Raw genomic sequence first — 15,191 nt, 5'->3', positions numbered from 1 at the left:
ACAAACCATGCGCATGGTTTGTGCATGCTATCTGCATGGCATGTGCATCACAGAAAATCGCGCAAACCCTCATGCCCGCGCCGTCCCGAGGATCCCGTGCGGCCGGATCAGGAGCACCGCGAGAATGATCAGGAAAGGCACCGACGGCGCGTAGCCCGAAGGCAGGATCAACAGCGCCATGTTGGCTGCGATCCCCACGAGGAACCCACCCAGCATCGCGCCATAGATCGAGCCGATCCCGCCCACGATGGTCGCGGCAAAAATCGGCAAGACCAGATCCCGCCCCATCACCGGGGAGATGTGGTTGGTCAGCCCGTAGAACACCCCCGCCAGCGCGGCAAGCGCGCCGCCAAGCACCCAGACAGAGGCGATCATCCGGCGCAGATTGACCCCGTTGACCTGCGCAAGCGACGGGTTCTCGGCCACCGCCCGCAGGCTGTAGCCAAAGGTGGTGCGCGACAAGACAAGGTGCAATATCAATATGATGACAAGCGTGATCACAAGCGTTGCCACCTGATCCGGCTTCACAAGGATCAAAGGATCACGGCTCAGGATCGTCGCGAAAACGATGTCGCGCGTATAAAGCATCTGGTGCAGCCCGAAGACCAGCCCGATCAGGTTGCGGATAATCAGCGCCATGCCGAAACTGGCAAACACCATCGAAAGCTCCTCGCCCTTCTCGCGCACCCGGCGGAACACCAGCCGGTCGATGGCAACCGCGCTCAACCCGGTGATCCCCATGCTCAGGATCATCGCCAGAACCAGCGCACCGGTCATGCTCAGGGGCCCGATCTTCACCGTCATGATTGGCATCAACGCCTTGAAAAGCCCGTCAAAAACCAGCGCGGAATAGGCCCCGATGGACAGCAGTTCCGCATGGGAGAAATTGGCAAAGCGCAACATGTGCATCACCATGGTCAGCCCCACAGCCCCGAGGCTCAGGATCGATCCCACAAGGATTCCGTCGAGCAAATGCTGGATCATCGGCCTTGTCTCCGCAACGAGCCGAGACCGGCCAGCAGGCCGGATGAGGAACCCCGTCTGCACAGTCGTGCGCTCATCCGCCCGCCCTCAACCGCTTGCCACCAAGGTAGATCTCCGCAACCACCGGATCGCCAAGAAGATCCGCCGCGGCCCCGTCGATCTGGTTGCGCCCTTCGGCCAGAATATAGCAATGATCGGCCAGCCTTAGCGCCTGATTGACATTCTGCTCCACCAGCACAATCGTCACCCCCCGCTCGGTCAGCGCGCGCGCTTCCTCAAGCACCTCCTGCGCGGCTTTCGGGGCCAGCCCGGCGGATGGCTCGTCCATCAGGATCACCGATGGCTCCGCCGCCAGCGCCATCGCCACCGCCAGAAATTGCCGCTGCCCGCCCGAGAGCGCGCCGGCCTTCTCCTTGAGCTTGTCCGCAAGCACCGGGAATTGCTGCAACAGCCGCTCACGCATCTGCGCGCCACCAGCTGCCCGCGCCAGCGCCAGATCGAGGTTCTCCGCGATGGTCAGGCTGCGGAAGATGTTGTCACTTTGCGGCACGTAGGCCATGCCATGAGCCGAGAGCTGATCCGGCCGGATGCCGGTGATCGCCCGCGCGCCCAGATGCACCGTGCCTTCGCTGACGGGCACAAGACCCGCGACCGCCTTGATCAGGGTCGATTTGCCCGCCCCGTTCGGGCCGATGATGACGGTCACCCGCCCCGTCTCCGCACGCATGGAGACGTCGCGCAGGATCGGCAGATCGGGCACGTAGCCCGCCGTCATGCCCGTCACCTCCAGCGCCGCCTCAGCCATGGGTCATCGCTCCGAGATAGGCATCAAGCAAGATCGGATCGGACTGCGCCTCTGCCGCGCTGCCCTCGAAAACGACGCGCCCTTCGGCGAGCGCGATCACCGGATCGCAATGGCGCATGATGAAATCCATGTCATGCTCGATGATCACAAAGGTCTTGCCTTGCGCGTTCAGCGCTTCGATCTTCTCGATCAGCACCCCGGTCAGCGTCGGGTTCACCCCCGCCGCAGGCTCGTCGAGCAGGATCACCTTCGGATCGCCCATCAGCACGCGCGCCAGTTCCAGAAGCTTCATCTGCCCGCCGGAAATCTTGCCCGCCGGATGATCCGCCAGCGGCAAAAGCGTCACGAAATCAAGCACCTCCAGCGCCTTTTCGCGGATCGTGCGCTCCTGCGCCTGCATCGCACCGCGCCGAAAAAACGGCCCCGCCAGCCGCTCACCGATCTGCGCCAATGGCGCCAGCATGACGTTCTCCAGAACCGACATGCGCGCAAAGGGCCGCGGGATCTGAAACGTGCGCCCAAGCCCGGCCTCAAAGAGCCGGTGCGGCGCCATGCCCGTCACGTCGCGCCCCGCCAGCGTCACCCGCCCCGCGCTCGGAGCAAGTGCGCCCGTCAAAACATTGAAAAGCGTGGATTTTCCCGCGCCGTTTGGGCCGATCAACCCGGTCATCGTTCCCGCCCGGATCGATAGGGATACGGAATCCACCGCCCGGAACGGACCAAAATCACGGGTCAGCCCCGCGCAGGTGAGGATCGGCTCAGCCATCCTTGGCGCCATGCACCGCGTCATCGGGACGGGTGTTGAGGTTGTATTTCATGATCCGGCCATGGCGCGAGTTTCGATCTCGCTCAAGGCTGTAGACCCGTCCCGCCGGCCCGTCTGCCTCCGCAATCACCGCGCCGATCTCCGCGCGATCCTGCGCGTTCAGGGCAAAGGAGAACGTCTCCAGCGTCTGCGGCAGATGCCGGGCATAGCGCGCACCAACAATGCCCGCCGCCACACCGGGCTGATCCAGAACCCAGCGGGTCGCCACCGCCGAAAGCGACACGCCGTGCCGGTCACCCACCGCCTTGAGCGCGCGCAAGAGCCGTTGAAACCGCTCCCACGGCCCGAATTCGTCGATGATCAAGCGGTATTTCACCAAACTACGGTTCTCGAAGGCAAACCCCGGATCGTCCACGCCCAGCCAACGTTCGGTCAGGAAGCCGCCCGCAAGCGTGCCATAGGCGAGGATCTGGATGTCATGCGCGCCAGCCCAATCCACGAGACCATTGGCCGGGCGGCGGTCCAGCACGGAATACTGCACCTGCGCCGAGGCGATATCGAACCCCGCATCGACAAAGCGCTGCATACCGTCTTCGTCCCAGTTGGTGGTGCCAAGCGTGGCGATCTTACCCTTCTTCTGGCAGTCCTTGAGAGCCTCAAGGGCACCAACCGGATCGCCCTGCGCGAGGTCCCACCAGAAGAACTGCACAAGATGCAGCCGCTCGATCTGAAGCCGATTGAGGGACCGGTCGACAATCGCCTCGATCCCGTGCGTGCCAATCTCCGGCAGAAGCGTGAGGTCGGGCACCAGCTTGGTGTGCACGGTCACGCGATCCGCGACCGATGCCCCCCGCCGCGCGCGCAGATCGGCGATGAACTGGCCGATCATCTCCTCGACGCCGGTGTAGATATCCGCGCAGTCGAAGGTGAAAATTCCCGCATCCACAAAGGCTTCCATGTCGCGGATTGCTTCTTCGCGATCAACGGCGCCGTGATCGCCCGCAAGCTGCCACCCTCCGCGGATCACCCGGCTGATCGGATGGCCCGGCCTGAGTTCGGTTGTCTCGACCGTTGTCATTTCTGGCTGTCCTTTTGCCAATAAGGGGTCTCGCGGGCTTCCGGCAAACCGGTCGTTTCTGCATGGCTGAACCAGCGTTTGGCCGCCCGTGTGACGCGGAACCGCCCGCCGCAATGTGGATCAGGGCAGGCGATCTCCGCATCTGTCGACATCCAGTCCGCCTCGTCGGTCATCCGCTGTTTGGCGGGCAAAAGCGGCAGAAGCGCCGCCAGCGCATACATCGACACCCGCGCACCCGGGTCAAAGACGAGCGCCTCCCCCTCGACGCGAAAGCGCTCGCCCTCGATGTGGCGACAGACCGGCACGCGCCCATCCAGAACGGTTTCGACCACGAGATCGTAGAGCCAGAATCCCGCCTCTCCTGCCTGCGGCTGCCCTGTCTGCGTCTGATCCGTCACGCGGTCATGCCCTTGTTGCCATCCTTGTGTGTTGTGGTGTTATCTGTGATATTTGATCGTAGGTATCGCATCACGGCAGAGTCAATCCTCTTTGCCCTGCGCCTCTCGAAAGACAGCATATTGCCGGAACATCGCCGCATGACAGGGCCACGGATCGACAAACTTGAGCAGGTCAATCTGCGTGACAGCGCCTATCGCGCCCTGCATGACGCGTTCACGCGCGGGGAGTTCGCGCCGGGCGACGTCGTCAGCCTGCGCAACCTCGCCGATCAGCTTGGCATCTCCATGACGCCCGTCCGCGAAGCGGTGCGGCGACTCGTGGCGGAAGGCGCCTTGCTCGACACGCCATCGCGCACGCTTCAGGTCCCCGCCTTTGACGCGCAGCGCATGAAGGATCTCAAGGCCGGACGGTTGGCGCTGGAAACGCTGGTTCTCGATCTGGCGATGGACCGGATGCAGCCCGGCGATCTCGCGCGGCTGCGCCGCACGCTGTCGGACGCGCCCGAGCCGGACGGGCCGGATCTCGCGACCAATTACGCCTTTCATTTCGCGCTCTACCGAATTTCGCGCTCTGACGTGCTGCTGCCGCTTATAGAGTCGCTCTGGTTGCAATACGGCGCCTATCTCAATCGCATCATTGCGCATGAGGCGGCCCGGAGCATCGACCAGCACGCCTATCACCACGCCATCCTCGACGCCTTGTCAGATGGCAACCGGGACGCGGCACGCGCCGCCCTGATCGACGACATCGAGCGGTCCTTCCGCATCGTATTGCCCCAACTCGATGACCCCGACACGCCGAAGACAGAGACTGATCCCGCGGCCACCACGTCGCGCGCAACACCGCAGGAGACGCCATGACCCCGCCCCGACCCGACCGATACCGGCTGGCCCCGGATCTCGAGATTGCGCGCGCCCTTACGGGCCTTTGGCAAGTGGCTGATATCGAGCGGAAATCCGGCGCGATTGACCCCGAAACCGGGGCCGACTGGCTGCAAGCCTATGCCGAGGCCGGATTCGACACATTTGACATGGCCGATCATTACGGCACGTCCGAAATCATCACCGGTCATCTGCTGCGCCGTTACGACGGCGCGCGCCCCGTTGCCTTCACGAAATGGTGCCCACCCCCCGGACCGATGACGGCGGACGTGGTGCGCGCGGGCGTGCAGGACCGGCTCGACCGGCTTGGCGTCGACAAGGTGGACCTGCTGCAGTTTCACTGGTGGAGCTTCGCCCACCCGGCCTGGCTCGATGCGCTGCACCAGCTTGCCGCGCTGCGCGACGAGGGGCTGATCGGGGAAATCGGTGTGACCAATTTTGACACCGCCCATCTTGCTCTGGCGCTGGCCGATGGCGTCCCGGTGCGCTCCAACCAGGTCTCCTTTTCGCTGCTCGACCGTCGTGCGGCCGGTGCGCTTGGCACGCTTTGTGAGAAGACCCAATCGCGCATTCTTGCATATGGCACGCTTTGCGGCGGGTTCCTGTCGGAGCGGTGGCTCGACCAGCCCGAACCACAGGAGATCGGCGACTGGTCAAAGATGAAATACAAGCGCTTCATCGACACCGCCGGCGGCTGGGAGCCGTATCAGGGCATCCTGCGTGCTGCGCATCGGATCGGCGAGAAACACGGGGTTTCGATTTCCAACGTGGCGACGCGCTGGGTTCTGGAACAACGCGGCGTTGCCGGTGTGATCATCGGCGCACGGCTTGGCGAAGCGATGCACGCGGAAGACAATGCGCGGCTCTTTTCCTTTGCGCTCGACGCGGCGGATCACGGGGCTCTGGACGAGGCCTTTGCCGGCACCTCCCCGATCCCCGGCGATTGTGGCGACGAGTACCGAAAACCACCTTTCCTCACCGCCTCCGGCGATCTGAGCCATCATCTCGACACGATGCCATTGGCGCATGACGCCGAGCCTGTGCCGCACCGCAAGGAGGCGCAGCGCGTGCTGTCGGGGTCGGAATGGGAAGATGTGGCCGGCTATTGCCGGGCGCAGAAGATCGGTGACCGGATCCTCGTCTCCGGCACGACCGCAACCGCGGGAACGGACCGCGTGGTCGCTCGCGGCGATGCGGGTGGTCAGACAACGTTTATCATCGACAAGATCCTCGCAGCGCTCGCCGCCTTTGGTGCCGAAGCGGAGGATGTGGTGCGCACCCGGATCTACCTGACGCATGAAGAGGATGTGATGGCGGTATCCAAGGCACATGGCCGCGTCTTTGGCGCGATCAAGCCCGCCAATACGCTGGTGGTCGTCGCCAAGCTGATTGGCGATTACAGGGTGGAGATCGAGGCCGAGGCGGTGCTGCGCTGACGGGTTACAGGTCCGCAGCCTCTGTCGCGGGCCGGGATCCTCGTCTGGACCATGAGACCGCGCATCCCTGCGGATGGCGTATCTGCAACACCGCAGGGCCCGGCTATCTTCGCCCGGTCACAACCTATCCCGCTGCCTGCCCGGGCCGCACACCGGGGCGCAGCAGGACAACCAGCAGCGCACAGCCCGCAAGCCCCACAGCCATCACCCCGAAGGCCATCGGCGCGCCCGGCGGCCAGAGGGCTGCAGCACCGCAGGTGATCAGCGCAAGCCGCGCAAACGGCCCCACCGTCCCCCAGAGAAAGCCGACGACACCGGCGGTTACGAAATAGACACCAACAAGGGCGGTGCCGAGCGCCAGAACGACCTGCCACCATGCTCCGTCAAACAGCAAGGCCGGCGACGCAACAAAGAGGAACGGCACAACAAAGGCCGGCCACGCGATCCGAACGGCCTCCAATCCGGTGCGCATCGGCGGCGCACCCGCCATATTTGCCGCAACGAAAGCCGCAATTGCCACCGGCGGTGTCAGCATTGACAGCATGCCGAAATACAGCACGAAAAGATGCGCGGACATCGGGTTCAGCCCAAGCTCGATCAGCGGAGGCGCTGCCAGCGTCGACAGCAGCAGATAGACCCCGACCGTCGGCAAACCCATCCCCATCAGGATACAGACCGCCGCCGTGACCAGCAGCAGGAGGATCAGGCTCCCCTCACCCAATTTCACGAGGAAGAAGCCCATGCCAAAGCTCAGTCCCGAGCGGGAAAACAGACCGATGATGATGCCCGCAATGGCGCAGATCAGCACGACCTCCACCGCCGAACGGCCAGCCTTGACGATGGCTTCCACTAGCGCAGAGGCTTTGATCCGCCCGCCCTCATAGGTCTTGAACAGCGACAACACAAAGAGCGACAGCACGGCATAGAGCGCCGCGGTTTCCGGACGCATGTTCAGCACAAAAAGACCGCCGAGCAGCACCGCAAAAGGCACCACGACAAACCAGCCCTTGGCCATCACCCCCGCCATGGCCGGGATCCGCGATGGCTCGACAGAGGCAATCCCGCGGCGTCCCGCTTCGAGATCGGCGAAGATGTAGAGCGCCACGTAGAACAGGATCGACGGGATCAACGCCGCGAGCACGACCTCGCCATAGGCAACCTGAAGGTTTTCGGCCAGAAGGAAGGCCGAGGCCCCCATGATCGGCGGCATGAGTTGCCCTCCGGTAGAGGCCGACGCCTCGATAGCGGCCGCCGTCCGGGGACGATACCCGCCATCCTTCATCAGCGGGATCGTGATCGCGCCCGTCGATGCAACGTTGGATACCGCAGAGCCCGACACCGATCCGAACAGCGCAGAACCCAGAATGGCGATCTTGCCCGCGCCGCCACGCTTGCGCCCTGCAAGGGCCAGCGACAGGTCGGAGAAAAACGCCGATCCCCCGGTTTGCAACAACAGCTGTGCCAGAATCAGGAAGGGCACCACCACGGCCACGGCGATATACAGCGCCGCACCCGCCAATGACGCCGAATCCAGCACCATGAATGTCAGCAATCGGTCCCAGCGGATCGAGCGGCTTTGCATCGGACCGCTCAGGTTGCTGGAAAACAGGGCGTAAAGCACGACGAGACCCAGGATCACGATCAAGGCCCAGCCCATGGACCGGCGCACGGTCTCAAGCAGAAGCACAATCCCGACCGAGGACAGGATCAGCGCCTCGGTCGGGTGATAGAACACGTTTTGCGACAGCACCGGGAATCGGATCACCATCACGGCGCCCCAGATCAGCGCCACCAGGGCCACCCCATGATCGAAGCGGTCCGGTGGCCGCGAGGAGCCCCGACGACGCGGACGCGTCATCAGCGTGATCGCCATCGAACAGGACAGCACGATCAGCAGGACCTGCTCGGAATAGACCCTGAGCCCCAGCCAAAGAGGCAAGGACGAGGACCAGACCACCGCCGCCAGCGTCGAGATCGCTGCCAGGACGGCAACGATCTTCATGGCACGGGTGGCCGACGGAGAAACCGCGGCGCTGTCGCTCATGGGTGGATCACCTCTCCCACATGCCCATTTCTTCGTAGAACTTCATGGCGCCGGGATGATACGCGACGCCGACATCCTTGGACATCACATCTGTCGAGAAACCGGCCCAAACCGGCCCTCCGGTCTCCAGCAAGCCCGGCGTCGCTTCAAAAAGCGCCTTCGTGGCACGATAAACCATGTCCTCCGGCGCGTCCGCGCTGGCAAAGAGCGTGTAGTCATAGGCCACGACATTGGTTGGCCCGTCGATGCCGGGGATCCCGCTATCGGCGTCCAGCGCCGTGAAATAGCTTTGCGGCAGCCATTCCTGCATCGCTGCGAGCGACTCCGCGCTGTCGTCATAGCCGATGTAGCGAATGCCGAAGGTCGCGTCGAATTCGCGGCTGTTGGCCGCGCCGACAACCACGATGGTCACATCCGTGGAGCCTTCCGCAAAGCTGGCCCACATCCGCGGGAAGTTCGGCACTTGCACACCCTGCATGTCGTCGGGCGTCATGCCTTCGGTCGCGAGATAGCCCCGGGTGACGAAATCGCCCAGCGCGCCATCAGCAAACAGCGGCGCACGCGCGCCCTTGAGATCCTCGATCGACTGGTATTCGCTGTCGGCGCGCACGATGTAGCTGGTGCGGAAGGGCATGAGCGTGGCGACCATCTGCAGGTCCGGCAGCGGGCGACCTTCGGACATGCCGGTGCCGTTCACCGCGTAGGTGAGCTGCACGACGTTGGAGATGCCGAATTCCAGCTCGCCAGCATTGACCAGCGGCATGTAGTCGGCCGTGTTGGCCAGCTCCTGTGGGCGCATCTGGATATCGCTGTTCTCGGAGATCGCGGCAGCAAGCGCGCGGCCGATCTGGCTGGTGCCACCCCGCTGCGTGGACCCAAGTGCAGCGATTTCCGCCATCACGGGCCCTGCCCCCATCACGGCAATTGCCGCGCCGACCATCAAGTGTCTCATCTTCATGTCTTCACTCCTTGTGTTGAACGTTCGTGCAGTTATCCCACAGCCTCAATTACCCCATAAGGCTTTGTTTTATATTGATTTATTTTCGTTCTTTGCGACCAAGACCCCTTCCCAGGCGGGGCCTGGGGACTATATCTTGCGGTGACAGACAACAGGGGGTTTTGATGACTGATCGTGTATTGATTGCCGGAATGGGTCCCGCCGGTCTGGTGGCCGGGCTGATCCTCGCGCGCGCCGGTATTCCGGTGGCCTTGTTCGAAGCGGAAACCGATCTTCCGACGGATCTGCGCGCGTCGACCTTCCATCCGCCCACGCTGGACATGCTGGCCGATCTCGGACTTGCGGACCTGCTCGTGGAACAGGGGCTCAAGGCGCCGACCTACCAATGGCGCGACCGCGCCACGGGGGACGCCGCAACCTTTGACCTGACCTGCCTTAAGGGCCAAACCGGTTATCCGTTCCGCCTGCAATGCGAGCAATGGAAGCTGACCCGGGCCGCGCGCGCCGCGCTGGAGGCGGAACCGCTGGCGACGCTCGAATTCGGGTGGGCGGCGCAGGATGTGACGCAGGACGACACCGGCGTGACGCTCACACTCACCCGCGACGGGGAGACGCGCATGGAAACCGGGACCTACCTGATCGGCGCCGACGGGGCTTCTTCGGCCGTGCGGCGGGCCTTGGGGATCGCCTTCGAAGGTTTCACCTATGCCGAACAATGGGTCGTCGCGTCCACCCCGGTCGATTTTGCCGCCAAGCTGCCCGGGCTGGCCCCTGTCACCTATACCGCGGATGCGGAGGAATGGTTTGTGCTGCTCCAGACTCGCGACCTCTGGCGCGTGCTGATCCCGGTCGAGGACGATGCGGACAAGGACCTGATCCTCTCCGATGACTGGATCGAGGCCAAGCTGCAGGGCATCGCGCCCCACGAGACCCCCTACCCGATCGCGCACCGCACCATCTACCGCGTGCATCAGCGCGTCGCGGATCGCTACCGCGTCGGGCGTGCGGCCATTGCGGGCGACGCGGCCCATATCAACAATCCGCTCGGCGGCATGGGCATGAACGGCGGCATTCACGATGCGGTCAACCTCGCCGCCAAGCTCAAGGCCATCCTGCTCGACAAGGCGGATGCGGACAGGCTTCTCGATCACTACAGCGACCAGCGCCGCGCCATCGCGGAGGAATATGTCCTCAACCACACCCACCAGAACAAGCAGGTCATCGAGGAGAAGGACCCCGCCAAACGGGCTGCCCATCTCGAACGGATGAAAAAGGTCGCCGCCACGCCCCCGGACCTGCTCGCCTATGTGCGCAAGGGCGCCATGATGGACGCGGTGGACAAGAGCATGGCCGTGATGCCGTGAACCGGAGACCGGCCCGTCGAGACAGAGAAGGCGGGTCGGACATCTCATAGGATTCGCGGCGCCTCCCCGGTATCCTCGCGCGCGGCCGCCGGGTTCGCCGGGTCCCAGAGCTTGCCGATGAAGCGGCCAGCCGTGACCGCATCGGCCGCATCGCTCAACAGCCAGAGCAATGCCGCGTCCATCACCGTGACCGGCAAGAGCGATGCATATGCCCCGCTGCGGTTCTCCGGCGGGATAAAGTCGGTCTCCGTCGCGCCGCCCGGGGCAAGGGTATTCACCGTGACCCCTGTCCCGCGCAGATCATCGGCAAAGAGCCGCGTCATCGTGTCGAGCGCGGCCTTGGACGGGCCGTAAGGCGCAAAGCCTTCCTTGATCATGGTGACCCGGCTGGTGGAGAGATTGACGATCCGCCCCCAACCCGCCGCGATCATCAAAGGCGCCACGGCGCGGGCCATGAGGAAGGGCCCATCGACATTGGTGCGCATGATCTCCGCCCAGCCCTGCGGATCGAGCTCCCAGAACCGCTGCGCCGCGTTGTGAAAATTGTCGTTGAGCTCACGCGGCCCGCGCCCGGCATTGTTGATCAGCACATCGACACCGCCCAAGGCGGCCTGCGCTTCGGCTGCGGTGCGCGCCGCATCCGCCGGATCACCGGCATCAGCCAGGATCCCAACCACGCGCCGCTCCGGGTAGGCCGCGCGCAAATCCGCGACCGAGGCCTCCAACGCATGCCGCCCCCGCGCCGCCGTGATCGCAACATCCATACCCGCGCCAAGGCACGCATGCGCAAAGCTCAGGCCAATGCCGCGGCTACCGCCCGTTATGAGAACCCGCCGCGCCATCAGTGACGCTCAAACAGCCAGTGATGACCCGAGACCTGGTCATTGATCCCCATCGCGCGCAGGGCGTGCCAATAGGTGGCGGCATTGATCGGGATCACCGGCTTGCCAAGCTCCGCCTCCATCTCTGTCGACAGCCGCACCATGGACAGGTTGGTGCCCACCTGAACCCAGGCGTCGATGTCGTCACGATCCAGTGCGCGCAAATGCTCGCGCAACGTATCCTCCTGCACATGCGCGATGTTCACCGGGCTGTCACAGCGCAGCCCCTTGAACTCCACGACCTCGAAACCGCAATCGGTGAAGAACCGCGTCACTTCTCGGTCGGATACCGGCTGGTAGGGCGAAATCACCGCGATGCGCTTGGCACCGGTCAGGTTCAGCGCAGCCTCGCAGGCAAAACTGCCACAGGACACGCCGACCCCGGCATAATCCGCAAGCTCCGCCATGCGCTTTTCGGAGGCCGCCCGGCCATCCCAGAACATCAACGCCGACATCCCCATCACGAGGTAATCCGGCTTGCAGGTCATACAGCGATCCACGCAATCATTGAGTGTCGAGCCTATGGCCTCGACCAGCGCCACAAAATCCGCGTCATTATGCACCGGCATGTCGGGGACATAGATGCGACCGAAATGGTTGGTCACACCGGGCACGCGAAACGCCTCCATATCGGGCTGCACGATGGTGTTCGTCGACGGGGCCACCACCGCAAACTTGCACCGGTATCCAAGCGCGTCAGGCATGGGCGTATCCTCCCGGTTTCTTTGGGCCCGAAATATCCCGGGGAGTCCCGGCTCTGCCGGGACGGGGCAGCGCCCCACTCGATTGCACAGGCATCACATCATCTCCCGTCTGCCGCGGATCAGCTGGCTGATGGCCACCGCAACCACCAGACCGCCGCCGTAGAAAAGGTTCTGCACGAAGCTGTCCACGCCAAGGAAATTCAGTCCCATGATCCCGGTGGACAGGAAATAGACGGCGACAAAAGCGCCGATCGCATTGAACCGGCCGGGATAGATCGCCGTAGACCCGAGAAAGGCCGCCGCAAAGGCTGGCAGCAGAAAGGCCAGCGCGGAGCTCGGGTCGGCAACCCCGCGCATGCCGGTGTAGAGCACGCCGGCAAAGGCCGCCATCACCGATGACGCAATCAGCGCACCTGCCCTCACGCGGGTGACATCCACGCCCGACAACCGCGCGACCTCGCGCCCCCGGCCGACAAAAAGCATGCGCCGACCGAGGCTCGTATGCTGAAACAGATACCAGATCACCGCTGTCAGGATAAGCGCGTAGTAGAACCCGACAGGGATCCCGAAGACCCGCGTGAGGATAACCGCGCGCACAAGGTCCATCGACACGCCTGCAACCGTGCCACTATCCGAGACCCACAGGATCAGGCCGGCGACAAAATACCCCGTGCCAAGGGTCACGATCAGTGAAAACACCCGAAAATACAGGATGAAGAACGCGTTGACGGCGCCCACAAGCGCGCCGGCGCACAGCGCCATGATCACTGCCGCTCCGATGGAATAGTCCATCTGGACGTTGAGCACCGCGATGATCATCGAACTGAGCCCCATGGTTGCGGCCACCGAGAGGTCGAAATCCCCGGTTGTGAGCGGGATGATCAGAGCCAGCGTCAACACCACAACCATCGCATTGGACCCAAGCATCGACGCGTAGGAATTCCAAGCAAACATCTGCGCGGGCTTGAACGCGCCAAGGATCAGGATGATCGCGATCCAGGCCACGATCAAACCGTATTTTTCGAACCAGTCTTTCCAGCTGAAAGCGCCGTGCAATCCCCGGTCTCCGGCAGCGCCTTCGAGCGCGGCGATCTTGGCTTCGAGCGCGGCAATCCGGGCTTCGTATGTTGGCTCATCGGTCATGCTGCAAGGTCACTCATTGTGATGCGGTTCCTGCTTGTCGGTGCGCCGCTCGGGCGTGCGCAAGGTCGGTGCCGGGCTTGTCCACGCCTCCCTTGAGACAGCGGGCTGCACGCCCGCCCCACCGGGCGGCGATATCTCGGTGCAGCGGTTCACGCGATCCGGCTCATGGAACGGTAACACTGCTCGGCTATGGTTTCCTTCGTCAGGTCAGCGCCCTGCAATTCGGAGACCACCTGACCGCGCGCAAAGATCAGCACCCGGTGGCAGATCGCCGCCAGCTGGTCATAGTCGGTCGAGGCCACGATCACCCCGGCCCCGTCCGCAGCCGCACGGTCGAGCGCGTCCCAGATCGCCTGTCTGGCGCCAACATCCACGCCTTGCGTCGGTTCGTCGAGCAGCAGGAGATCGGGATCGGTCTGCAGCCATTTTGCAAGCACGGCCTTTTGTGCATTGCCGCCCGAAAGCGCTTCGAGCGGAAGGCTCGGGTTATTCGGTTTCACACCGGCAATGGCCCCAAGCTGGCTGGCATGGGCATTGATCCGCCGCGTGGTCAGTCCGAACGCGGTCTTGAGCCGTTCATAGATTGGCATCGCCACGTTGTCGCCGACGCTGAGGCTGCCGACGCCGGCTTGCCCGAGCCGGTCGGCGGGCAGGTAGACAATGCCGCGCCGCAGCGCCTCTGCCGGGGTCACGTCGGACAGGCGCAGACCGCGCTGCTTGAGGCGCAACCGCCCGGCAACGCCGCTGCGCGCGCCAAAGAGCGCCGCGGGAACCTGGTCGAACCCGGATCCGATCAAGCCGGTCACGCCAAGGATTTCCCCGGCCCTGAGCGAAAGATCCACGGGGCCAATGCCCGGTGCCGCAAGCCCGGTGACCTCGGCGAGCGGCTCGTCATGCTGCAATGCCTTTGCGTGCCCGCCATACGCGTCGAGGTTCCGCCCGATGATACGCTCCACAAACCCCTCATGCGATGTCGACGCGGTCTGCACGGTGTCGATCAGATGCCCGTCGCGCAGGATCGTGGCCCGGTCGGTGATCTCGCGCACTTCGTCCACGTCATGGCTGACAAAGATGACGCTGGCCCCCGTCGCCGTGCAGCGGCGCACCAGATCGAACAGCTGCTCCACCCCTGCCCGAGGCAGGAAAGGGGTCGGCTCATCGAGCACCAACACACCGGGCCGGTCCGCGTGATCCTTGGTCGCCTGAGAGAGATCGTCATAGGCTCGCACGATGGCCAGCAGCGCCTGCTCCACCGCCGAGAGCCGCCCCACTTCGGCCCGCGGGTCGAGGTTCAACCCGAACCGCGCGAATGTGTGTTCCGCCCTTGCATGCAGCCGGCGCCAGTTCAAGGTCCAGTCTGGCTGGGTCGCGAATTCGCCCAGATAGAGGTTTTCGACCACGGACAGTGACGGGATCAGGCCAAGGTTCTGATGCACGAAGGCCAACCCGCGCGCCCGGGCCTCCGGGCCCCGGACCGGCAGGCTGAGACGGGAGCCGTAGAGCCGGATTTCGGCTCCGGGCTCTGGCTCATGGAACCCTGCCAACACCTTGATCAAGGTCGATTTTCCAGATCCGTTCGACCCGAGCAACCCATGAACCTCGCCACGCGCCACGTGCAGAGACACGTCATCCAGCGCAACAGCGCCGCCGAAGCGTTTGCTCAGGTTGGAAATATCAAGTGCGGCGGTCAAGGCGTCGGGTCCTTTCTCGTCAATGGCCCCTCGTGGCGCGGGGTGTCTGCGGTGCGG

Annotated in this window: 14 protein-coding genes; 3 read left to right on the top strand and 11 right to left on the bottom strand. The window is 64.1% G+C overall.

The genetic code is table 11. The annotated features are described in order from the left end of the window. Positions 1-69: 69 nt before the first annotated feature. The 5 genes from J1C49_RS20745 to J1C49_RS20725 form a co-directional block, all read right to left on the bottom strand. Positions 70-984 carry a branched-chain amino acid ABC transporter permease gene (locus J1C49_RS20745; RefSeq protein ID WP_227447749.1) on the bottom strand — a complete coding sequence of 305 codons (915 nt, stop codon included), beginning with the start codon at positions 982-984 and terminating at the stop codon, positions 70-72. A 73-nt stretch (positions 985-1,057) separates the two neighbouring features. Beyond that, positions 1,058-1,789, bottom strand: a complete 732-nt coding sequence (locus J1C49_RS20740) for an ABC transporter ATP-binding protein (RefSeq protein ID WP_227447748.1) — start codon at positions 1,787-1,789, stop codon at positions 1,058-1,060. Further along, entirely contained in the window at positions 1,782-2,555 is a 774-nt protein-coding gene (locus tag J1C49_RS20735; RefSeq protein ID WP_227447747.1) for an ABC transporter ATP-binding protein, read from the bottom strand. The genes J1C49_RS20740 and J1C49_RS20735 overlap by 8 nt, the downstream gene beginning before the upstream one ends. After that, positions 2,548-3,633: an aldo/keto reductase gene (locus tag J1C49_RS20730; protein WP_227447746.1), complete on the bottom strand. Its 1,086-nt coding sequence runs from the start codon at positions 3,631-3,633 to the stop codon at positions 2,548-2,550. Before J1C49_RS20730 ends, J1C49_RS20735 begins: the two co-directional genes overlap by 8 nt. Next, positions 3,630-4,031, bottom strand: a complete 402-nt coding sequence (locus J1C49_RS20725; RefSeq protein ID WP_227447745.1) for a TIGR04076 family protein — start codon at positions 4,029-4,031, stop codon at positions 3,630-3,632. The genes J1C49_RS20730 and J1C49_RS20725 overlap by 4 nt, the downstream gene beginning before the upstream one ends. Positions 4,032-4,169: 138 nt before the next feature. On the opposite strand from J1C49_RS20725, the gene J1C49_RS20720 reads away from it, so the two are divergent. Both J1C49_RS20720 and J1C49_RS20715 read left to right on the top strand, forming a co-directional pair. Beyond that, complete coding sequence (locus J1C49_RS20720; RefSeq protein ID WP_227447744.1) at positions 4,170-4,892, top strand: GntR family transcriptional regulator; 723 nt, start codon at positions 4,170-4,172, stop codon at positions 4,890-4,892. After that, entirely contained in the window at positions 4,889-6,349 is a 1,461-nt protein-coding gene (locus J1C49_RS20715; protein WP_227447743.1) for an aldo/keto reductase, read from the top strand. Before J1C49_RS20720 ends, J1C49_RS20715 begins: the two co-directional genes overlap by 4 nt. 124 nt (positions 6,350-6,473) lie before the next feature. Here the strand turns inward: J1C49_RS20715 and J1C49_RS20710 are convergent, their stop codons facing one another. Continuing rightward, on the bottom strand, positions 6,474-8,393 hold the full coding sequence (locus tag J1C49_RS20710) for a TRAP transporter fused permease subunit (protein ID WP_227447742.1): 1,920 nt from the start codon (positions 8,391-8,393) through the stop codon (positions 6,474-6,476). A 7-nt stretch (positions 8,394-8,400) separates the two neighbouring features. After that, complete coding sequence (locus tag J1C49_RS20705) at positions 8,401-9,351, bottom strand: TAXI family TRAP transporter solute-binding subunit (protein WP_227447741.1); 951 nt, start codon at positions 9,349-9,351, stop codon at positions 8,401-8,403. A 164-nt stretch (positions 9,352-9,515) separates the two neighbouring features. Here J1C49_RS20705 and J1C49_RS20700 point away from each other — a divergent pair, with 164 nt between their 5' ends. After that, positions 9,516-10,715: an NAD(P)/FAD-dependent oxidoreductase gene (locus J1C49_RS20700; protein WP_227447740.1), complete on the top strand. Its 1,200-nt coding sequence runs from the start codon at positions 9,516-9,518 to the stop codon at positions 10,713-10,715. 44 nt (positions 10,716-10,759) lie between these two features. Here J1C49_RS20700 and J1C49_RS20695 read toward each other — a convergent pair whose 3' ends face one another. The 4 genes from J1C49_RS20695 to J1C49_RS20680 form a co-directional block, all read right to left on the bottom strand. After that, positions 10,760-11,557 (bottom strand): SDR family NAD(P)-dependent oxidoreductase, encoded by a 798-nt coding sequence (locus J1C49_RS20695; protein ID WP_227447739.1) that lies wholly within the window; start codon positions 11,555-11,557, stop codon positions 10,760-10,762. After that, a complete protein-coding gene (locus J1C49_RS20690) occupies positions 11,557-12,300 on the bottom strand; it encodes an arylmalonate decarboxylase (protein WP_227447738.1) in 744 nt (247 codons plus the stop codon). Before J1C49_RS20690 ends, J1C49_RS20695 begins: the two co-directional genes overlap by 1 nt. A 93-nt stretch (positions 12,301-12,393) precedes the next feature. Beyond that, on the bottom strand, positions 12,394-13,443 hold the full coding sequence (locus J1C49_RS20685; protein ID WP_227447737.1) for an ABC transporter permease: 1,050 nt from the start codon (positions 13,441-13,443) through the stop codon (positions 12,394-12,396). A 149-nt stretch (positions 13,444-13,592) separates the two neighbouring features. Next, on the bottom strand, positions 13,593-15,134 hold the full coding sequence (locus J1C49_RS20680) for a sugar ABC transporter ATP-binding protein (protein WP_227447736.1): 1,542 nt from the start codon (positions 15,132-15,134) through the stop codon (positions 13,593-13,595). Between the last annotated feature and the right edge of the window lie 57 nt (positions 15,135-15,191).

It is taken from the genome of Cognatishimia sp. F0-27, assembly GCF_020667845.1.
Lineage (GTDB): Bacteria > Pseudomonadota > Alphaproteobacteria > Rhodobacterales > Rhodobacteraceae > JAFMPQ01.
This window is presented reverse-complemented; position numbering and strand designations above follow the sequence as displayed.